Origin of the sequence: Staphylococcus devriesei, from assembly GCF_002902625.1 — a bacterium.
In the GTDB taxonomy this organism is placed as follows: Bacteria; Bacillota; Bacilli; order Staphylococcales; family Staphylococcaceae; genus Staphylococcus; species Staphylococcus devriesei.
In genome coordinates this window covers 47038-70119 of sequence record NZ_PPRG01000022.1, presented here as the reverse complement: position 1 = coordinate 70119, position 23082 = coordinate 47038, and the positions used below count along the sequence as shown (strand labels likewise).

Annotated in this window: 17 protein-coding genes and 2 pseudogenes; 3 read left to right on the top strand and 16 right to left on the bottom strand. The window is 35.0% G+C overall.

What is annotated here, in order from left to right:
• The 12 genes and pseudogenes from CD147_RS03595 to pgsB form a co-directional block, all read right to left on the bottom strand.
• Positions 1-2639, bottom strand: a 2639-nt coding sequence (locus CD147_RS03595) for a YSIRK-type signal peptide-containing protein (protein WP_142382041.1), incomplete at its 3' end; no start/stop codon positions are given.
• A 236-nt stretch (positions 2640-2875) separates the two neighbouring features.
• Positions 2876-3487 carry a class A sortase SrtA gene (srtA, locus tag CD147_RS03590; protein ID WP_103166076.1) on the bottom strand — a complete coding sequence of 204 codons (612 nt, stop codon included), beginning with the start codon at positions 3485-3487 and terminating at the stop codon, positions 2876-2878.
• 367 nt (positions 3488-3854) lie between these two features.
• Positions 3855-4022 (bottom strand): annotated as a pseudogene (locus tag CD147_RS12300) (hypothetical protein); the annotation flags it as partial.
• A 218-nt stretch (positions 4023-4240) separates the two neighbouring features.
• Positions 4241-5146 carry an L-serine ammonia-lyase, iron-sulfur-dependent, subunit alpha gene (gene sdaAA / locus CD147_RS03580; protein ID WP_103166075.1) on the bottom strand — a complete coding sequence of 302 codons (906 nt, stop codon included), beginning with the start codon at positions 5144-5146 and terminating at the stop codon, positions 4241-4243.
• A 13-nt stretch (positions 5147-5159) separates the two neighbouring features.
• On the bottom strand, positions 5160-5846 hold the full coding sequence (locus CD147_RS03575; protein WP_103166074.1) for a serine dehydratase beta chain: 687 nt from the start codon (positions 5844-5846) through the stop codon (positions 5160-5162).
• A 2-nt stretch (positions 5847-5848) separates the two neighbouring features.
• Positions 5849-6892 (bottom strand): PTS sugar transporter subunit IIC, encoded by a 1044-nt coding sequence (locus CD147_RS03570; RefSeq protein ID WP_103166073.1) that lies wholly within the window; start codon positions 6890-6892, stop codon positions 5849-5851.
• Between the two features lie 426 nt (positions 6893-7318).
• A pseudogene (gene xylB / locus CD147_RS03565) lies at positions 7319-8806 on the bottom strand (xylulokinase).
• 213 nt (positions 8807-9019) lie between these two features.
• Positions 9020-10621, bottom strand: a complete 1602-nt coding sequence (locus CD147_RS03560) for a gamma-glutamyltransferase (RefSeq protein ID WP_103166072.1) — start codon at positions 10619-10621, stop codon at positions 9020-9022.
• 1 nt (position 10622) lies between these two features.
• Positions 10623-10784: a hypothetical protein gene (locus CD147_RS12040; protein WP_167409741.1), complete on the bottom strand. Its 162-nt coding sequence runs from the start codon at positions 10782-10784 to the stop codon at positions 10623-10625.
• Positions 10774-11847, bottom strand: a complete 1074-nt coding sequence (locus tag CD147_RS03555; protein ID WP_103166071.1) for a CapA family protein — start codon at positions 11845-11847, stop codon at positions 10774-10776. The genes CD147_RS12040 and CD147_RS03555 overlap by 11 nt, the downstream gene beginning before the upstream one ends.
• Before the next feature lie 23 nt (positions 11848-11870).
• Positions 11871-12323: a poly-gamma-glutamate biosynthesis protein PgsC gene (gene pgsC / locus CD147_RS03550; protein WP_103166070.1), complete on the bottom strand. Its 453-nt coding sequence runs from the start codon at positions 12321-12323 to the stop codon at positions 11871-11873.
• Between the two features lies 1 nt (position 12324).
• A complete protein-coding gene (pgsB, locus tag CD147_RS03545) occupies positions 12325-13482 on the bottom strand; it encodes a poly-gamma-glutamate synthase PgsB (protein ID WP_103166069.1) in 1158 nt (385 codons plus the stop codon).
• Between the two features lie 457 nt (positions 13483-13939).
• Between pgsB and CD147_RS03540 the strand changes: the two genes are divergently transcribed.
• Positions 13940-14269: a hypothetical protein gene (locus tag CD147_RS03540; RefSeq protein ID WP_103166068.1), complete on the top strand. Its 330-nt coding sequence runs from the start codon at positions 13940-13942 to the stop codon at positions 14267-14269.
• Between the two features lie 44 nt (positions 14270-14313).
• Here CD147_RS03540 and CD147_RS03535 read toward each other — a convergent pair whose 3' ends face one another.
• On the bottom strand, positions 14314-15285 hold the full coding sequence (locus CD147_RS03535; protein WP_103166067.1) for an alpha/beta hydrolase fold domain-containing protein: 972 nt from the start codon (positions 15283-15285) through the stop codon (positions 14314-14316).
• 163 nt (positions 15286-15448) lie between these two features.
• Here CD147_RS03535 and CD147_RS03530 point away from each other — a divergent pair, with 163 nt between their 5' ends.
• A complete protein-coding gene (locus tag CD147_RS03530; protein ID WP_103166066.1) occupies positions 15449-16408 on the top strand; it encodes an L-lactate dehydrogenase in 960 nt (319 codons plus the stop codon).
• 105 nt (positions 16409-16513) lie between these two features.
• Here the strand turns inward: CD147_RS03530 and CD147_RS03525 are convergent, their stop codons facing one another.
• Positions 16514-16843 (bottom strand): thioredoxin family protein, encoded by a 330-nt coding sequence (locus CD147_RS03525; RefSeq protein WP_103166065.1) that lies wholly within the window; start codon positions 16841-16843, stop codon positions 16514-16516.
• Positions 16844-17097: 254 nt separating this feature from the next.
• Between CD147_RS03525 and CD147_RS03520 the strand changes: the two genes are divergently transcribed.
• Entirely contained in the window at positions 17098-18150 is a 1053-nt protein-coding gene (locus tag CD147_RS03520; RefSeq protein WP_103166064.1) for a zinc-dependent alcohol dehydrogenase family protein, read from the top strand.
• A 235-nt stretch (positions 18151-18385) separates the two neighbouring features.
• On the opposite strand, the gene ptsG is transcribed toward CD147_RS03520, so the two are convergent.
• Complete coding sequence (ptsG, locus tag CD147_RS03515; RefSeq protein WP_103166063.1) at positions 18386-20452, bottom strand: glucose-specific PTS transporter subunit IIBC; 2067 nt, start codon at positions 20450-20452, stop codon at positions 18386-18388.
• Between the two features lie 845 nt (positions 20453-21297).
• Positions 21298-23037: a pyruvate oxidase gene (locus CD147_RS03510; RefSeq protein WP_103166062.1), complete on the bottom strand. Its 1740-nt coding sequence runs from the start codon at positions 23035-23037 to the stop codon at positions 21298-21300.
• Positions 23038-23082: the final 45 nt, after the last annotated feature.

The following is a 23082-nucleotide window of genomic DNA, read 5'->3' as shown; positions in this document are numbered from 1 at the left end:
TTTGGGCCGGCTACACCTTGTGCACCTGTATCTCCTTTATCACCTTTATCGCCCTTGTCGCCTTTTGGGCCGGCTACACCTTGTGCGCCTGTATCACCTTTATCGCCTTTATCGCCTTTATCGCCTTTTGGTCCGGCTACACCTTGAGCACCTGTGTCTCCTTTGTCACCTTTGGCACCTTTTGGAATACTAATTGTAGTACCATCGCTAAATTGTACAATTGTATTTCCATCAGGATCTACTGTTGTACTAGTAATTGTGATTGATTGTCCAGCGGGACCTCTTGCACCAGTGTCTCCTTTATCACCTTTATCACCTTTTGGCCCGGTTGCACCCTGTTCGCCTGTATCACCTTTTGGTCCAGTATGACCTCGAGCACCTGCAGGACCTCGTGCACCTGTATCACCTTTGTCGCCTTTGTCTCCCTTATCACCTTTAGGGATGCGAATTGTTCTACCGTCGCTAAACTCTACAACATGCTCTCCTGTATTAGTATCTTGGTAGTCATTCGTTATTGTTACAGATGTTCCATTACGACCAGGTAAACCATCTGGCACAAAGAAACGACTGATTTGTTGACCTGTAGTGGCGTTTGTTATTGTTACCCAACTACCTGGTTTATGGTTATCTTGACCACGTACTACATTAGTATTAATGTCAGGCGTTCTACCGTCTCTTGGTACGATAGTTTTACCCGGGATACTATTCTTGCCATTTAATGTGGCTACTGCAGATATGTGATCACCTTGTTGTAAAGTGTAATTAGGCAACGTATAGTTAAAACGTCCTGTTCTATCAGCAGTAGTATTAAATTGTTTACCGCCTACATTTATCGTAACTTGTGCGTTAGGACTAGTTTCACCACTAACAACATTTGTGCCTGATAATTGTGGTTCTAAAATTGGCGCTAGTGGCCCATTAATATTAGAATCATCAACTTGCCCAATCCCAAGTTTAATTATTTTATTTACAGCTGGTGTATTATCATAAGTTTCTTTAACAACTCTTCCGATAACATCATGTTTATATTTTACTATTGAATAAAGTACACCACGTTTACCATTTTGACCTTCTCGTTGTACAACTTGTTGGCCTAGTGGAACGTCTTTAGAAATAACGTATTCAATTTGGTAAGGTATTGTTTCTACTTCAGAAGCATCATCAGTTGTAATTACATTTTCTTCAGGATTGTTAGTACCTTGAATACTTGACGAATCGTAGAAATAGTTATTATGTGATGTTGGTTCTGCTTTTCCAGTACCTGTTTGGAACATCATTACATGGCCATTAAAGCTTAAATCTCCATTCCAGTTATTTACAGGTAAGCTGAAACGGTATTCCACACGTCCATCTCTTTCAACAGCATATTTCGTAATCGGAATTCTAGAATTTAATGCATATCCTGCTGGGTAACTTGGGTGTCCACCTCTAGTCATTTCTACGTTGCCGTTATCATTTCTAGCACCAAACACACTATAGTTACCTTGAATTGAACCAGGTACATTGTATCCTGACCCAAAATTAAATCCACCTAAATCTGCATTATGTGATGCTTCCCCCGCTGAACGATCTACTTTCCAAGTAACCGTAAAATTCATTCGGTTGGCACGACGGTTAGGTTGAACATGTACTGTGTAATGCGCAGACTTTTGTGTAGAAGAGGTAATACCGTCTCCGTTAATTGTGAGACCAGAGTTTGGATCAATGCCAATTACACGTTTTAAATCCTCTAACGAATTAATTTCTGTATTGTTAATGTTAACCCCTTCACCTACGGATCTCACTGCATATGTTGAGAACATTGAAGATTTTTCTTTAGCGTATTGTAAACCTGCATACATTATTTCTTTAAAAGCTTCTTTAGCGCTAGTTGAATTATAATCTATACTTACGCGTTGAAGTATTTCCTCTACATCTTCATTGTCATATGAGTCTGCCAGTAATTCATGTACAAATTGACTTTTATCAGTTGCGTTATTATATCTGTCTATAAATTCTTGAGGTACTTCTATTTCATCAACGCTATCCTCACTGATTTCTCGTGTAGACGGAGTAGTTGTGTCATTAGATGCTTCTCTAGTTATTGAACGAGTACTAATTGCTCTACTTTCATTTAAATCTTGTTCACTATTATTAGAAGTATTTCTTTCTTCATTTGCCTCATTTTTATTAGTGCTTTGTTTATCTTGAGAGTTATTATCTGAAGAGTTTTGAATTGTAGTTTTATATTGGGTAGTTAGTTCGTTTTTATCTTCTGTATTAGCATCTTGGTTGTCGTTAGAACGAGTAGTTTTTGTTTCAGTGGGTGTTTGAATTGAATCTTGATTTAAGGGAGTAGTTGTTGTAGACGTTGAGTCAACGGTTGGCTCAGTCGTTGCTTTCTCCTTAGATGTATTCGTCGTAGGCTTTAAGTCGCCTTGGACATTCTCGTTGTCTTTAATCGTTTCATTAGTTATCGCCTCAGTCGATGGAACATTCGGAGGAGATTTTTCAATTACTTGTTGTTCAGATGTATGAGTGCCATCTTCACTTTGAGCTTGGGCTTCATTGCTTAACCCGAATATTAAGGTCGAGCCTAAGAGTATTGAAGCCGTACCAATGGTAAATTTCCTAATAGAATAGTAATTATACCTATTCAAAAACGATCCTACTTTTTGTTTTGATTTTGGTTCCAAATAATTCACGTCCTTGTTGTAAATTCTAGTTGTGTAACTTCCAATAGAATAGTACCTTTTTAAATTAAGCACAATACTATTTTTTATATATTCTATTAGTAACTATTAAAACATTCTATTCACACCCAAACTTATTGCAATAATAAGAAAAAAATCTAGAACATTTTTTTGAGTAATGTTCTAGATTCTAAATTAATCCGTTATTTTATTTGTTCGGCAACAAATATTTTACGTTTTTCCCATACGCCAGTGTTCTCATTGTAATCATCGCACGTAATTAAAGTAAGTTGATTCTTTTTACCTTTATTCTCATCTAATACTTCCACGGCATCTGGGTCAACATCGCGAATGCTTGTCATTTTGTACTTACGTGTTTCATTGCCAATTTTAAAGGTCACTTTACTACCTTTTTTTGCAGCTTTTAAATTTGTAAATTGATAATTTGGTCGATCAGTAAACGTATGACCTGCTATTGAAATATTTTGATCATCTAATGATTCATCTTCTTCAGCGAAACTTACGCCACGATTTAACTGTTCTGGCGTAGCTGGTCCAGGATATACAGGTTCTTTAATATCTGCATCAGGTATACTTATATACCCCGTCATTTTAGATTTATCTTTTGATATCGTTGGCTTTTCCTGCTTACTTGATTGCTGTTTTGAATCATTTTTATCGTATTGTTCGATTTTATTATCTTTATCTTTCTGTTGTAAGTAATTATCGATGTGAGGTTTCGCAAATAAATATACTGCGACTAGAATTAATATTACACCTATAATTGTCATCAATCTATTAGTCCAATTTTTCATTGATGATACTCCTTTAATCATAACTTTGTTAGCTCATAGTATATCATTATTATTTCACTATATTAAATTATTTTTTTCATTTATTACATAAAATTTTTATCGCCCTTTCTCTTACTATTCACTTTTTAAAACTAAAAGAGGCTAGAACTTTTTTGTAATAGTTCTAGCCTCTTTGTAATGGGCATTGAAATGAGTACATGTTGTGAAATATCTTACTTACTTCATCTTTAATCACTTATACCCCGGAGCAAGACTTATGACATCTTTAAAATTACAGTATCTTTCGGTCTCGCTCTCTTGTTTTATTTTGTATTTCTTCTTGAACTTCTTCTCGAATTTTTTCCCTTAATTCGTTAATTTGCTTCTTCTTTTTATCTGCAATAACAAAACGCACGTAATGTACTAAAAATACTACAATCATACTTAATGACATCGATTGTAATAACAGATTCTCCCATGTCCCTGTTTGAGTAAAATAATACGTCATCGTTGTGTTAATGACAAATGCTAAAAAGATGATACTAAGTCTAAGCATATCATCATCCCCTTTTGAGTTATTTTATACTCAAGGGTGAAATTTTGCAATATTATTTTTAATTTTCAGATAAGTATATTTGTACTATTAAATATGTAAAAAGTAAAACTATAGTAACAATAATTACACTCTAATATTTATATTAAACTCCCTTAATTTTCAAAGAAAAAACCATTCTCGAATGTACTATAACATTCGAGAATGGTAAATAGTTGATATTAAGAAAAACTATTAACTGTGCCAGCGCCTGTTTCGCCGAAGATTTTTTGTTTAATTGCTTCGCCAGTTGGTGTGCCAGCTAAACCGCCAAGGCCTGTTTCTCTAAGTTCTGCTGGTAGTCCACGACCAATTTTATCCATAGCTTCAATTACTTCGTCAACAGGGATTCTACTTTCAACACCTGCTAATGCTAAGTCAGCTGAAATTAATGCGTTACCTGAACCGATTGCGTTACGCATAACACAAGGGATTTCAACTAATCCTGCTACCGGGTCACATACAAGACCTAGTAAGTTACTAATTGCTAATGCCATTGCGTGACCTGAAGCTTCAGGTTCGCCACCGAATACTGATACTGCAGCAGCTGCTGCCATAGCTGAAGCTGAACCAACTTCTGCTTGGCAACCTCCCGTGGCACCGGCTACACTTGCGTTGTTAGCAACAACACGGCCGAATAATGAAGAAACGAATAAGAAGTCTACCATTTGTTCTTCAGTTAAATCATGTGTTTTTTCTAATTTGAATAATACGCCAGGAATGGTACCCGAGGATCCTGCTGTCGGAGTTGCACAAATGATACCCATTGCTGCGTTAACTTCGTTTGTAGCTACGGCACCTTTCACTGCTTCAACCATTTCATGGCCTGATAAAGCATGATTATTCTCATTATACTTAGCTAGTTTAATAGCATCTTGACCTGTATAGCCTGTTACACTTTTAACACCTTCGCCAGTAGTCCCTTTAACTACGGCATCGCGCATAACTTCTAAGTTTTGTTTCATTGTTTCTCTAACTTCTTCGCGAGATTTACCTGAAAGGTTCATCTCTTCTTGAATCATAATATCTGCAAAAGACATCTTGTTTTCAACTGCGTAGTCTATAGTTTCTCTAATTGAATCAAACATCTTTAATCCCCCTCTATTTAATATAGGATACGTTTAAGTGACTGTATTTATCTTTGATTTGGTCTAACGTTGATTCAGATATTGCTTTAGCTAGTGTTAATACTACTAAGCTATGGTTTTCGCCCGTTTCTGTCAATTCGTCATCAATACTTGCGCCAAGTTCATTAATATCATTTAATAAGTGATTAACCTCTGATTTATTTGCCGCCCCATCTATTTCTAAGATAGGTAAACCATGGTCGAATTCAACTTCTTGTCCTTCTACATTAATTCTTCTTAATTTAATAGTACCGCCACCGATTGAGTTACCGATAACTTCAATATGACGTCCGTTTGCTTCAGCAACGATGTGTGCACAGTTAGGGTGTCCACCGATACTGTCGCCATCTTCTTCTACAATTTCTACGTCAATGCCTTGATCTCTTGCAATTGTTAAAGCGTCTTTAATACGGCTGTCGAATGTACTATAACCCATAGCGCCACCAACAATTGCTAAATCTGTGCCGTGACCTTGGTGTGTTTTAGCAAACGATTCATAGTAATGAATTGTTAACTTTTCTGCTTGTATTCCGCCTAATACTGCGTATGCAGCATTACCGATTTTAACAGCACCTGCTGTATGAGAACTTGAAGGTCCCATCATAACAGGGCCGATGATATCAAATGCACTTTGATAATCGTAGCTTTTTTTAGTAGCCATTATTAAACACTCTCCTTAGGTTGTTTCTGTTTACTAGGCATTTTAATAGTCATATCCATTAAGTTGAATTTTTTAATTAAAGTACTAAAGATAAACGCTAATACAATACTTACTACTGCAACTGCAATGATTGTTATCACTGATCTAACTGCGTCATTAAATCCGAATAATACGATTGCACCTGCAATTGGTGTAGCCATACCTTTAACACCGATTACTAGTCCACTGAATGTTACGATACAAGCATTTACAACACCGATAATTGCGTTAGTTCCATATAATTGAAGTGGGTATTTTGCGATTAAGTCGATTTGAGTTAATGGCTCAATACATACTGCAAACGCTTTAGATTTGCCACCAATGTTAAGTCTATCGAATAATACAAAGTTAACGAATGAAGAACCTGTACATGTTAATGCACCGATAGCCATTGGTACACCAGTTAATCCTAATAAACTAGTTAATACCATTGAACTTAGTGGTGTCATTCCCGTTACTGGGATAACTAAACCTAAGATAACCGCTAATGCGTAAGGGTTACTGTCTCCAACTGATGTTACTGCGCCACCGATTTGATGTAAAATAGCCATAACCCCTGGGCTAATTAAAGTTGCTAAACCGAACGCAATTGCTGGAGCGAATAAAATCACAACAATTAAATCTAAACCTTCTGGTACTTTCTTTTCAACAAGTTTAATTCCAAATGAAATGATGTATGCTGCGATAAATGCTGGTAATAATTTAAAGTCATGTAATACTAAACCAACAATTACTGCGAATACAGGTGAGATACCAAGTTTAAGTCCAGTTAAGATACCTACTGCTACACCTGCTAAGCTTCCTGCTAAATCACCAATCGTTTGAAAGAATTCAATATGAAATACGCCACCAATAGCGTAACTTAGAAACGCTTGTGGTAAGAATGTTGCACAAGCAGCTCCCGACAGAGCTTGTAGTCCTTGTTTGCCGTATGGCGCAAAGTTTAAGAATAACGTCATAACGACAAGTACGAGTACGAGTGTTCCCACTCCTAAAATAATGTTCATTCCCCAAAACCTCTTTCTAATTATTTATTAGTCATTGACATAGTACACCCTATAGAAACCGATTTCAAGATTTCTCTAGAGTGAAATGAGACTAATATGTGAAGTAAATCACATTTAGAGACTTTTTGAGGGCTAAAAATTTTCATTTTGAAAAAATTTGTAAACTAATAATTAATTATCCACGTTTTAAGTTGTCTATCGATGAAGCGTATCATCAACTAGTTCGATATTTGCTAAGAAAATATATTGTGCACTTCACTATTTGTACATCTACTTTAACATCTATAATGCATCTATCCATAAATTCTGCTCACTTTTGAAGTTAAAATAAGTTTGTAATTATCCAAAATACTTAATTTTCTACTAAAAAAGAGCAAAGACCATAACTTTTAGTCTTTACTCTTTGTAAAATGAATATTGTTGGTATTAATCCTCAATTTTTAATAATTCTTCTGTAAGGTGATGTGTCTGTTGATAGATTTGACGGTAGATATTATAGTAAGCTTCATACTTATCATGTTTTTCTTTATTAGGTTCAAATGTACGCTCAATTTCAATAAATTGAGCGACACAGTCATCGAAGGAGTTAAACCATTCTAAACCATATGCGGCAATCATAGCCGCTCCCATACTAGGTCCTTCTTCATGTTTTAATTTTCTAATTGTAGCATTAAAGATATCCGCTTGCATTTGTAACCAAAATTCACTTTTAGCGCCTCCACCAATCGACGTAATGTGAGTGATTTCTTTACCCGCTTCTCTTATTAGTTGAATAGAATCATATAGTGAGAAGGTAATGCCTTCAAGTACTGCGCGTGCAAAATCAGCTTTCGTATGACTGCCGCTAATGCCAATAAAGCTTCCACGAATAAACGCATCACCATGAGGCGTCCGTTCGCCAGCTAAGTACGGGGCAAATAATAGATGATTAGCCCCAACCTGTGATGTACTCGCTTGTTTCACAATATCGTCGAATGACTGATCTTCAAAGAACGTCTTCTTCAACCAATTTAAACTATAGCCTGCTGCAAGTGTTACCCCCATCGCGTAGAAAGTTTTAGGCACGCTGTGATCAAAGAAATGAATATTGTTACGATATTCAGTATAACTGTCACTTTCAACATTAAGTACTACACCTGAGGTACCTATACTGCATAACGTATCATTATCGTTAATAATTCCGGCGCCAATTGCTCCACAGGCGTTGTCCCCGCCCCCAGCGAAGACTTTAACTTCATCAGTCAAGCCAATTTCTTGAGCAAGATCAGTACGCACCTAGCCGACGCAGGCTGTTGAACGAACTAAAGGAGGATAAATATCTCCAATTCCGAAATGAGTGCCTACATCGCGCGCCCAATCATGGGTTTCTGGATTGAGTAAGAGCGTGCTTGCCGCATCAGAATATTCCATATGAATTTCTCCAGTCAAATAATAACGCACATAGTCTTTAGGCAACATAAAGACACTGACTTGGTCCCATATATCTGGCTCATGTTGTTTAACCCATAACATCTTAGGCATAGTAAAGCCTTCTAATATTGGGTTTCCATTTAATCTTTCGCCGTAGGCTTCTTTAATTTGGCGACATTGTTCCGAGTTACGTGTGTCATTCCATAGTATTGCATGCCGAACAGGTTGATGATTAGCATCTAATGCTACTAAGCCATGCATTTGACCTGAAAATGATATTCCTTTAACGACACGATGCGCCATGTTTTTAGAGTGAGTTATGTTTTTAATGCCTTGTGTGACCGCTTCTACCCATTCTTTAGGATCTTGTTCGCTATAACCTGCACGTGTTTGAATTAACGTTAACGGTTCACTTGTTGAGGCTACAACTTCACCCTGTCGATTAACTGCTATGATTTTTACTGCACTTGTTCCTAAATCAATTCCTAATACAACATCTTCCACGACGCATCCATCCTTTACTCTGCTCGTTAATAAAGTTGTTTACAATATTTTAGAGACAATTCAATATATCTTCAGTTTATATAATATTATAATAAAATTCATTTACCTATATGTTTATGATATCTATTTTAGCTATAATTTCAATAGAAAATGGAACAGAAACTTAAAGTTATACTAAAGATTCCTGTTCCATTTTTAATTCTACTTATGATATTATCTGTTACCCACGTCATGACCAATTTCAACGGTTTGATCATTTTTATTATATATTGCACCTTGAACACTACCAAAGTTAGGATCATTACGTTTTTCTTCTACACCGTAACCCATGCTTTTGAAAACATTAATGTCTTCATCACTTGTGGCATTTTCATAATAAATAGTACCACCATCATTATAGAAACGTGGTTTATTAATAGATTCTTGTAATGTACCATTGTTACGTAAATAATCAATCAATACTTCATTAAGGAGCGTTGGAATTTTATTTCCTCCTGGTGTTCCTATACCCATATAAAAATCTGGGCCTACTACAATAGACGGTGATGTATAAGAGCGTGGTGCTTTATGCTTACTACCATAGTTCGGGCTATTAGGATCACTTGAGAAGTTGGTTAATGAGTTGTTCATATAGAACCCTTGTTTTACAAATTTTCCTGAACCAAAGAAACTAGATAATGTATTAGTTGTACTTGCGAGCTTACCTTGCTTATCAATTACTACAAAGTGTGTCGTGCTTGTCGTGCTAAGTGTAGGGTCGAAGTTACTACTTGTTTCTCCACTATTAATATTGTTAAGACTATCTAATAAATAGTCTTGAGATAGATATGTATCACTGCTTGATTCTTGTCCATTAACGATATCTCTATTGCGATACATTACGTCACGAGATTTAATGATGCCTGAAATATAATCGTTACGTGCCTCACTTGAATTCCCGCCAGAATTAACACTCTCATCAATTTTCAATCCTTGTAACATTAAAGTACCACCGAGTGGGTTAGACGCTGAATAAATTTTATTATTCAAGTAGTTTGTTGATACTGGTTGCTTCTCTTCCGTCTTCACAGCTTTAAAGTCTTCTTCAGTAAGTTCATCGTCAATTTGTTTGGATACACTTTTAGCAATATCTTTATAAAAATATGAAGGACCCTTATCGCGAATTCCCTCTAATGTCTTAGCCAATGCTTCTTGTTTAACGACATCACCTTCGCGAACAGTCCGCTTTCCTTTAAAAAACGGAGAGTCACGGTCGATATCTGAACCAAATAATTTCATGCTACGTTCTAGTTCTGAATCCACTTCGAAGCCATCTTTAACTAGTGGGATAATATAATTCAAAACTTTCTTCTCATCCATCTTACCTTCGCGTTGGTGCATATCATGTAAGCCCTGTACAAAACCTGGTGTTCCTATTTCATCACCTTTTTTATATTTAAATGATGACATTGTTTTATACTCATACATTTTAGGTTCTTCGCCGTCTTTACCATTATAAGTTAATGTGGCGCCACCTCCACCTAAACCTGAAGAATGTGGCTCAGTTACCGCTAGCGCATATGACACACCCATTGCAGCATCTACAGCATTACCGCCATCCTCAATAATTTTGTTTCCTACTCTTGTGGCGATGGCATTATTGGAAGCAACGCCATACTTTTTCTTACTGCCAGATGCTTTATGTTTGGCGATTTTATTTTCAAATAAATTATCTTTATCTGGTTTGTCTTCTTTATTGAAATGATAAAAAGTGAATGAGATTAATATGGTTATTATTAAAATGACGGATAATGTACCTTTACTGTAAATATTCATACTAACTGGCCCCTTTAGATAAATATTGCTCCGTTAAGTTTTTTAATTCTTCTTTTTCATAGTTATCTAGGCCTTCATTCGCTTTAGCAAATGTCACCATTAAAAGGATGGCAACGATAATGAGCGTAGTTACAATACCTAACCAATGCTTTTTAATATTCAAAGGTGTACCCTCCATTCTTCTCTTTTAGATGAATCGATTTATCTTCAATATTATTGTAATACCGTTGTGCTTCCATTTTACTCATGTGATCTTTAGTGATTTTACCGTCTGCTAAGCGGACGGGTGTAATGCTAAATTGATTGTGTTGGCCATCCCAATCGTGTTGAACAACCATGCCTTTTTGGTTTTTAGATAAAAATGAATCAGAAGTAAGATTACCCAAGCTATAAAAGATACTAGCATTTTTATACTTTTCAACTTTTTGAACGACTGAATTATGACCGATAATAACATCTGCCCCCGCGTTAACTAACGCATGGGCATATTCTTGTTGACGATCAGTGACATTACGTTCATTCGCAATACCCCAGTCGACGTTAACTACAACCATGTCATTATTCTCTTTCAGATTTTTAATTAGCGGCACAAAAATACTTGGATCTAAACTAATTGATGTCGTATTTTTTAACGGGTCTTCATAATTTGACCCTACATCTGTAAATGACACGTTAGCGATTTTTTTACCTTTAACTTGTTGTTGAACAGTTTTACTATTAATCAAGTTGGAGCCATTTCCAGTCATAAAGTTATAATCCGTCTGGGCTTCTACTCGTTTACTTAATTCTTGCGCTTGCACATTATCAATTGTGTTATTAATTAAATTTACGCTTTTAATATTTTGTTTTTTTAGAAACATAATGTTTTCTAAATTTTTTCGAATATTCTCTGGTTGATTATTTGAAAAATTGCTTACCAATAATGAAGCCGTTGAAAAATCACTATGTCGAAGCGGCTCATTTAAACTTTCGAACACCTTATTTAGGTTCATTTTTCTAATATGTTTATTTAAGGTAACATTGCCTAGATATGTACTACGTATATTGTTAATATTCGAACTTGGCATCGCTTCTACTGGTTCGACTTTTACTGCCCGAATAGCCATGACTAACAGTATTAATGCAATAATTAAAACAATAAGTGTATAAATAAAGTTCCGACGTTTATGTCGTTTAGATTGCTTAAGTAACCATTCGCTCGCTGATAATCGTTTTTTCTTTTTCATTATTATGCGCTCCTTGCTCGCGATTAATTAATAAAGCTATATAAAAATAAGATGACATATGTGATACATGTTAATAACATAGTCGTTGATAACGTAATCACGACACCTTGCTTTTGAATTGTATTCGCAATAATGCCAGGTATAACTACGCCGATTCCTGACACTTCTACCATTTCAAAAGGCGTCAGTGGATAAATTAAGTCGAAGATAAATTTAAGCACCATGCCTGTTAAAATCATGGCTGCGAACTTTCGTCTTCCGTATAAAATGACCCATCTGCTAATTCCATATGTCACAATGAAGAATGTTAAACAACTAATCACTAACACTGACAACAACATAATAGGTTGATCGAAAATAAGTGCTAAGTAACCAGGTACTACAAGTCCTGCTGGATTAATCCCAAATTTTTCTGCAAAAATTAAACTCAATACAATACCGACAAATAGGGAAAAGTATAATTCTGAACCTATCATTTTATTCTATCCCTTCTATGAATTCTGCTATTCTACCACCTGGTCCGTGAATATTACCGACACAGAAAACAAGTGTATTTTGCGATTCTCTCATAATGGCTTTTTCAATTTCTACAAAGTCTTTATTTTCAAAGTTAAGATACTTTTTCTCAGGTAAGTGTTGCATAACCTCTGTCACCTGTTGTGTACTTTTACCAGTACAAATTAATGTGTCATAATCAACATCTGCAATAAAGTTTTCGGCAAATTGACGCGTTCTGTCGACTCTATCTGAACGACAATTTAAAATAACGACTTTCTTAGTATATGGATAGTTATAAGATTCAACTTTATTTAAGATAGCTTTCGTCGATTGTGGTTCATTTGCTGCAAAGGCATTAACAAACACGTTCCGCGAATGATTTGCATTAAAGTATTTGATTTCTACAGCTCCAGGATCAGGTGGTGCATTTAACATCCCTTCTAATGCAGTCTCTTTATCAATACCTACAGCTTGCGCCACACCTAATGTAATAGCTACATTATCTGGAAACACAAGGTAACTAAATTTTCTTAAATAAGATTCAGGTATCGTGTCTTTATCCACCACAATGATTTCTGTTTTACGTTTTTTCGCTTCTTTCGCAAAAAATTTCGTATATTCATCTTTCATAACTACTAACTTACCTTTATAAGGAATCGTAGCAGTAAATGCTTGAGCTACATCTTTTAGCGTTGGACCTAAGACATCCATATGGTCTTCCATCACATTAACAATTACGCCAATATTAGCTTTTACTAAATCTTTTTGAAAAGTAATCTGATAATCTGGATTAACGGCCATACATTCATTAACTAAGGCTTTCGCATCTTGTTTTACTACTTTACGTATAATATCTCGTTGTTCTCCAATATTCGCACCTTGAGGCTTTCTAATGACTGGGTACTCTTTATCTGTAAACCAATACAACATCCGAGCATCTGTACCAGTCGTCTTACCTATCACGCGATAATGATCCTCTCTTAATACGCTATAAATCATTCTTGTTATCGTAGATTTTCCACGAATACCATTAATGTTGATTCTTAAAAGAATCTTGTTAAGTCGATTTGTATGACGGTTTTTCTCCTTTATTCCAAGCCATAAAATCAAGGCGATACAAATTATAATGAGAATCACAATACTGTCCCTCTCTTTGAAAATTTAATATGAAGTTTTTAGTAAAACGCTTTCTAAATAAGTATGTATAATGAATATGTTCAAGTGGAACACTCTATATAGAAGAAATGAATAATATTAAGGACTAGACCAACATATTGGTAGCTTTTTAAATACCAAACGGTTAATCTCCGAACTTTTTATTACTTCTAATAAGGGTATGCTATCATTTATGTGTTGAGTCAGTTTTAACAATGTAAATATAATGTAAAAAAATACTAACAAATATAAATTTTTTAAGAAATTATAAATAATAAACCCGTTAATATAATAAAAACTTTTAGAAATATTTTCCAAAACCTAATATTTAATCAAATACAGTTGTTAAATCATGAAATATTTACTTCTTATTTACATTAACTTAACGTTCTCATGTTACTTTATAGGTAAATAGAGCTACGACTTTAGGAGGGTATTGATGAATAAACCAATGTCTAAACCTGTTAAAATAGCAGTGGGTATTTATCTGGCAATTGTATTACTTATGTGTTCAAGTTATTTAGCACTTATTCTTGTAGGCAGTTTACAAGGCAATGATATGAGTAATTCAGTCTTAGATTCTGATCATCGTCATATTAATAGTGTGACTAAAGATTCAACTGAGAATATAAGTAATACAGAATTAAATAAAGCGTCAGCAGCCACTTCTGAAGTAGCAAAGGACGAGACAACAACAAAAACTGATTATAAAACCTTAAAATCTAATGGCAATACAAAAGGTGCTAACTCCTCCAATGAGGGTCGTTAGCACCTTGTTAATTATATTTCAATTTCTTACCTTGTTATTTTACATTATTGAATAATATTCTTAAGTTGCGCAAAGAATTTCTGTCTTTCTGGTAACGGGAATATTGGATAAATATGGAACAAGTTATATCCCGGCGTAAAGTCATGTTCTATTCCCTTTTCATTTAGCATTTGAGATAGTTTTAAAGCATCCGGATACAATGTTTCTTTTGTGCCAATAAAGATTGAAATACGTCCTAGGCCTTCTAAATTACCGTTGATTGGAGAGATTTTATAATCCTCAATAGGTAAGTCGCCTGCCCATAATTCAATAAAGTATTTACTGCCCTCGATACCAAGCATCGGATCAATTTTTTCATATTCTTTTGCATCAGGGTTACTTAGTGTACCGTCTAGGACTGGCGATAACATGACGATGTGGCCCGGTTGTTGTAGTTGTGTCGCTTCATTTAGATATTCAGCAAAAGATAACGCGATTTGTCCGCCGGCTGAATCACCCATAATAGTAAGTTGGTCTGAACTTTCAACTTCAGTCAATTGTTTTTCATAAATACTTTTTAATAGCTCAAACGTTGTACGGTAATCACGGTGTGGCACTTTAGGGTAAATCGGCATAATGATACGCGCATCTAGTTGTCCTGCAAGTTGATCGATAAATTCAAAGTGCTCATCTAGAGGGTCTTGGAACCATGCGCCACCATGAATGTACAGAATAACTTTTTGTTGACGGTTACGTTGTGCATTCACTACGTATGTTACTGAACCATTCCAACTCTTAGTTTTAACATCATGTTTAAATTCGTAATTTGTGCCTTCATATTTACCAGCAGTAATCTCTTTTGTTTCTTGTAAAGCTTTCTTAGCATCTTCAACATTTTCAAATGGTTTCTTCATTCCAGACATACGGATATAGCTTTCCATTAAGACACTTTTATAGCTGCGTTTTTCTTTTACTTTTACAAACGCTAACGTACCTAATAAAGCTGAAGTTGCAACAGTAAACATTCTCTTTTTCATTTTATATCATGCCCTCCTATACAATAATTAATTATAAACCTAATCGCTCTTAAATTTTAGTAAACCACATTTTAAACCTTTTTCTTTGTTTTTTTATTGAAAATATTAATCTATAATATAATTATCAGAATTTTCAATATTAAGTAGAAAGTAGGTTATGTTTATGTCACGTCATAAGATTGTGTTAATCGGAAGTGGTTATGTCGGCTCTGCGTTTACGCATGCTATTGTAGCGAAAGGACTTGTAGACGAACTGGCAATTATAGATATTGATGAGGATAAAGCTAAAGCAGATGTTTGGGATTTAAATCATGCTACTCCCTTTAGTGATAGTTATACAGATGTTCATGTAGGTAGCTATGAAGATTGTTCTAATGCTGATATTGTCGTTATTTGTGCTAGTGCGATAATGGCTAAGGGAGACACGCGTCTTCAATTATTAGAAGATAATGTAGAGATTTTTGTACCTATGATTCAACAAGTTATAAATCATGGCTTTGACGGGTATTTCGTATTACCTTCCAATCCCGTAGATATTATGAGCTATGTTATTAAACGGGTATCGCATTTTCCAAAAAATAAAATTATCGGCTCAGGAACTTCATTAGATACAGCCCGCTTCGAATTCTTTCTCAGTCGTGCTTTAAATGTCGCACCTCAAAGCGTTTATGCTCCTGTAATTGGAGAGCATGGAGATTCACAGGTGCAAGTATGGTCCCACGCACAAGTTGCTGGTGAACCTGTATTGGACTTATTAACTCCTAATGTTGATAAGGCAACGTTCATGCAATCTATTTCAACTCAAACGACCCAGGTGGGTTATGATATTTATGTTCGAAAAGGCACAACCAATTTTGGGATATCGCTAAGTTTAGTCCGAATTGTTGAAGCCATCCTTTTCAATAAAAATATTATTATGAATGTATCAAGCTACATCGAAGGCGAATATGGTCTTAATGGATTGTATATAGGTACACCAACAGTAATCAATGGGAACGGTGCTGATAGAGTCATCGAGTTGGCATTGGAAGAAGATGAATTAGTACGCTTCAAGCAATCTGCTAATGTCATTAAAGATTACCAACAACGTGCCGATAGAATTATTGAAAAGCTTCTAAGTTAATTGATCAATATGAAAAAGCGGGACAAATATCTTATTAATATTTAAAGATATTATTGTCCCGCATTAGTATAGTTAACTTAACTTTCATTAAACTTATACCTACTTTTATCCTTCTAAGCTTTCATACATACGCTGCAATTGATATTCGAAGCCTTGCATGTCTATAAAACGTGCTTGACGATGCATCTCTTTACCGTTCATATAGATCAAATCTACTGGCACGGTGAAGATAGATAGCTCTCCAGCGATTGCTTCGATTTCAGATTGATTAATCACACCTAATGGTACACGTGGATAATCTTTGAGCATGTCTTCAATTTGGGGTAATACAGCGTGACACACTGAGCAGTTATTGCGCATCACATGTATCACAGCTAATTCATGTGTCTCTAAGAATTGATGAAAATGTTCAATACTTGTTAATTGCTCAGCCATAGTTATAATCTCCTTTAATTTATTGTATAGTCTATTTTACGTCGTTCATCTATATTTTGCATCTTCTTACCTTCTTTGAAAAAGCATTATACCTCCTAATCTAACGTAATACAAAATAGTTAACAGACTCCGAACTTTTTTATAATAAATTTATCGATTTATTTTTATATTTAGTTGCGTTTAAATACACACAAAGTAAAAAAATCGTGGTATACTGTATGTGAAAAAATTCACAAAATTTTGGAGGGCATATTATGAAAGCTTATAATTATGAAAAACCTGGAGTTGCACAATTAATTGAGAAAGAAAAACCAGTCGTTACAGAAAGTACAGATGCAATTATTAGAATGGTTAAAACAACAATTTGTGGTACTGATTTACACATTATTAAAGGAGACACACCAGAAGTTCCTGAAAATACAACACTTGGTCATGAAGGAATTGGTATCGTAGAATCTGTTGGTTCAAACGTAAATAACTTCAAAGTTGGCGACAAAGTTATCGTTTCTGCTGTTTCATCATGTGGTAAATGTTATTACTGTAAAAAAGGTATCTATGCTCACTGCGAAAATGATGGTAGTTGGATTTTAGGTCACTTAATCAATGGTACTCAAGCAGAGTATGTTAAAGTTCCATTCGCGGACAATTCTTTATACCATGCACCTAAATCATTGCCAGACGAAGCCCTTGTTATGTTATCTGATATTTTACCAACTGGTTATGAAATTGGTGTGCTAAAAGGTAAGGTTAAACCTGGTAGCACAGTTGCAATTGTAGGAGCTGGTCCAGTTGGATTAGCTACTTTACTTACTGCACAATTCTTCTCTCCTTCTAAAATCATTATGTTAGATCTAGATGACAACCGTTTAGCAACTGCGAAAGGTTTAGGCGCTACACATACAATTAATTCAAGTAATGTTGAAGAAGCTATCGCAAAAGTTAAAGAGTTAAATCATCGTGGTGTAGATGTTGCTATTGAAGCAGTAGGTATTCCACAAACGTTTGACTTATGTCAAAAACTTATCGGTGTTGACGGTACAATCGCGAACGTTGGAGTACACGGTTTACCTGTTCAATTTGATATCGACAAATTATGGATTAAAAATATCAATGTTACAACTGGTTTAGTATCAGGTAACACAACTGAAGAACTGTTAGAATCACTAAAAAGTAAAACAATTCAACCAGAACAATTAGTTACACACTATAGCAAACTAAGTGAAATTGAAGAAGCATATGATTTATTCAGAAATGCTACTGATCATAAAGCTATTAAAATATTAATTGAAAATGATATCACTAAATAAGAAATAATGACGTAACCTCATTTAATTTCTAATGTTATAACAAGTGTGGAGCATAAATCTAAAAACGATAGTGTAGAGGTGGTTCAATCACGAATCATCTCTACACTTCTTTTTTATTAATACTTCGTGAGTTACATGTAGTTTTATATTAAAATACTAAAAAAAGAGACTAAACCATTATTATAGAAATGGCTTAGTCTCGTTATATTTAGCAGTAGTTATCTATTTCACTCTTTTATTTAATTGTCATAATTACTTTTCCTGGGTCAACAGATGTTACATCTTCTACTGTTAATGTTTTATCTCCTAGGTTTGTAATAATTACTGGTGTAACTGTGCTTGGTGCATGTTCTTTTAAGTATGCTAGATTAATCTTCATTAATGGTTGACCTTGAGTTACTGTTTCATCAGCATTGACTAAACTTTCGAAGCCTTCTCCATTTAATTTAACTGTATCGATACCGATATGAATAAGTACTTCGACGCCACTATTTGATTCTAAACCAATCGCATGTTTCGTTGGGAAAATTGTCTTAACTGTACCATCGAATGGTGCTACAATTTCTCCACCTTCTGGTACAAAGCCTACGCCATCGCCCATCATTTTTTCAGAGAATACTTTATCTGGCACTTCTGATAATGGAATGATATGTCCAGTACCTGGCGCATAAATTTCAGTTCCCTTAATATCTTCAACATGTACTGGTTCATTTGATTCTTCTTCAGTAACAGTTGTTTCGCTCGCTTTTGTGATTTCTCCACTCATAATTTTAGCCATATCGTGTTTAATTTGATCTGACTTAGGTCCAAAGATTGCTTGCATGTTATTACCTACCTCAAGCACGCCTGAAGCACCCAATGCTTTTAATCCTGGGACATCTACTTTAGATTTATCATTCACTTCAACACGTAAGCGTGTAATACAAGCATCTAAGTGTTTGATGTTTTCTTTACCACCCATAGCATCTAATACATCGAATGGCAATTTCGCTACACTAGAGTTACGTACTTCTTGTTCAGTATCTTCACGACCAGGAGTCTTCAAGTTAAATTTCTTAATTGCGAAACTGAATAGGAAGTAGTAAACAACTGCGTATACTAAACCTACTGGAATAACTAATAAGGCATGCGTACGATCCCAGTTTAGTAAGCCATAAAGAATGTAATCAATAAATCCACCTGAGAATGTCATACCGATTTTAACATCTAATAAGTGCATTACTAAGAACGATGTACCTGCTAATAGTACATGAATAACATATAATAATGGTGCTACAAATAAGAATGAGAATTCTAATGGTTCTGTAATTCCTGTTAAGAATGAAGTTAAGGCAGCTGATAACATTAAACCACCAACAACTTTTTTACGTTCAGGACGTGCATTTCTATAAATTGCTAATGCTGCAGCTGGAAGACCAAACATCATAAATGGATATTTACCTGTTGTAAACGTACCAGCTGTAAATTGAACACCGTCTTTTAATTGAGACATCCAAATACGTTGGTCTCCACGAATTAAGTCTCCGGCATGGTTTGTATATTCACCAAATTCAAACCAGAATGGTGCATAGAAAATATGGTGTAAACCAAATGGAATTAATGAACGTTCAATTACACCAAAGATAAATGTCGTTAATGTTAAGTTTTTATTTAATAAGAAGTTAGATAAGCTATTTAACCCGTCTTGAATTGGAGGCCAAATGAAGCTTAGTAAAATCCCTGCAATAATCGCTGCGACTGAAGTTGCGATTGGCACAAAACGTTTACCAGCAAAGAAACCTAAGAAAGCCGGCAATGTAATATTATAATACTTGTTATAACACCATGCGGCGATTGCACCCATGATGATACCACCAAACACCCCAGTTTGTAGGGTTGGTATTCCTAAAATTAAAGCATTGGCTGGTAGTTTATTGGCTTGACTTAGTTCTTTCGCACCATTAGCGTAACTATAAATATCATCAATAGAGATATCCATTACTTTACCCATTGTTGCGTTCATAATTAAGTAACCAACTAATGCGGCTAAAGCTGCTACACCATCGCCACCTGCTAATCCTAATGCTGTACCGACTGCAAATAGTAACGGCAAGTTATCAAATATAATTTGTCCAGATGCTTCCATGACAGATGATATCATGACAAAGACATCCATTTTTAGCCATGGAGCAATACCAACTAATTGTTCATTATGCATGGCATTACCAAATGCGAGTAAAATCCCTGCGGCTGGTAAAATCGCAACTGGTAACATTAAGGCTTTACCGATACGTTGCAATTGACCGAAAAATTTCTTAAACATAATCCTCTTCCCTTCTTTATATATTGAACTTTATGACAATAAAAAAGACATAAGCAAAAAGAGAAAAGTACGTTTTAGGAATTGTTTAGTGTCACTCATTAAATCAATGAGCGTACACCTATCCCAATAATTCCTAGTCTACTTTTAAGAATATAAATTAATATTTGCAAGTATAAATGATTTGCCTACGAGAAATTCATAGACAACGATACCGGTTATAGGTACCTTACTTTTATTTCTTGCCATCCTCATTTAATTTATATTCTAATCAAGACACCTTTAATGCCTTAATCTCTTAATTTGCTTATGCCTAATTTAATAGTAACACGCAGTTCTTTTTAATTAATTCCAATTATATACATTTGTAAAACCGTTTTCAATACCTTTTTTTATGGAAAATAATTATATTTATTTAGAACTCTAAAAATAAAAATCATTTAAAGCGCTGTTTATGAAATTAAATAAAAATAATTTTAATAAAACTTCAATGTTGAATAATGTGAAGTTGCTGTTCCATATTGTTTGATTTATTTTTTAGCATTTTAATATAAAATTATACGTAAAAACGTAGTATTGTTGATGAGACTCCTAGGGGAACATCCTCAATAGCTAAGCTTGGCAGTAGTTGTCTGTGATGAAGATGCGTCCAACCTGGACTTTCTTCATCTCTAGTCAACCTTGCCGGGGCGGGACGACGAAATCTTAGAAATTACATTAGATTTCTGTCCCGCTCCCAAACAATACGGAGTATTAATAAACGAAAAGACGTAGAGATGATTCATAATTGAATCGCCTCTAAGCCTATATTTTAGGATTTATATCCTATATTATTTTTTGAATCTATATTATAAGAAACGTTTAGCTGCAACTGAAAGTGGTGGAATTTCGTCGAAGTCTAATTTTTTATCTTCAGTGATTGATCTGTAAGCCCATTTACCATAGTTAATTGCTTCTTCATTTACAATTTTACCTGGTAATGGCGCAGCGTTAGGATCAACGTGTACGTCAACGATTGTTGGTACATTTTCATTTAATGCTGCTTCTACAACTTCATCAATACGGCTAGGGTCTTTTAAGACATAACCTTTACCGCCAGCAGCTTCTGCGAATTTAGCATGGTCCATATCAGAGAAATCAATGGCATATTCTAATTCACCAGCAGCTTGTTGTTCATATTTAATGAATGATAATTGTTTGTTATTCATAACAAAGATTGTCATTGGTAAGTTATATTGAACAGCAGTTGCAAAGTCTTGCATTACCATTTGGAATGCACCGTCACCAGTGATTGAGATAGCTTGACGTTTAGGGAATGCAATTTTAGAAGCAATAGCTCCTGGAAGACCGCAACCCATAGTACCTAACCATGATGAAATAATGAATTTATTATTAACAGAAAGGTTTAAGTAACGTGTAGACCAAACTGTTGAAGTACCAACGTCAACTGAGAATACAGCGTCGTCGTTACTATATTTGCTAATAGATTTCATTAAACGTTCTGGACGAATTGGTGAACTTTCTTGGTTCATATCTTGTTCCATCCATTTATCCCACACTGCTTTACGTTCTAATGTTTTATCTAAGAACGCACGTTGTGGAACGTGTTTAATGCTGTCAGTTAATTGGTGGAAAGCAAGTTTAGCATCGCCAACTACGCCAACGTTTACATTGAAACGGTGTCCAATAACAGCTGGGTTAGTGTCGATTTGGATTGCTTTAATATTTTTCTTAGGTAGGTAGTCAACGTAAGGATAGTTTGTACCTGCCATAATTAATAAGTCAGCATCTTGAATTGTTTGATAAGATGTTTTCGTACCGATTTTACCTAAGTTACCAATACTATATGGATGATCATCAGGTAAAATAGCTTTTGCTGGTAATGTATGAATTACTGGAATTTTAGCTGCTTCGATAAATTCACGTAATTCATCTTTAGCATTTTGTGCACCTACACCGATAATCATAACTGGTTTTTTACTTTTATCGATTAATTTAGCTGCTTTTTTAATACTACGTAATGTTGGAGTTGGTGCTTTAGGTTTAGTAGTATCAATTGCACGGTTAGTAGTGTCTTTGATTTTATCAGTTAATAAATCGTTTGGACATACTACTACTGCTACACCGCGTTTTTCATATGCAGTACGAATTGCTTCGTTAACTACTTCAAACACGTTGTCGCCTTTTTGGATTTGGTGATTAAACACAGAAACATCTGCTACCATGTCAGTAATATTAGTTTCTTGGAATGCTTTAGTTCCTAATAATGTGCTGTTAGTTTGACCAGCTAAAATTAATTGAGGAACGCGATCCATTTTAGCGTCATACATACCGTTTAATAAGTGGATAATACCAGGACCACCGATACTTAATGCAACACCGATTTTACCTGTCATTTTTGTATATGAAGCAGCTGCTAAACTTGCTACTTCTTCATGACGTACGTGATAGAATTTGAATGAATCTCTCACTGTACGTAAACTATCTACTACTGCATCAATTGAGTCACCTGGAATACCATAAAGATGATCAATGTCCCATGCTTCTAATGCTTTAACTAATGCTTCATTTGCTTTGATCTTCGCCATTATTACAATAGCTCCTTTCTTAACTTAACAAATACTTAATATATA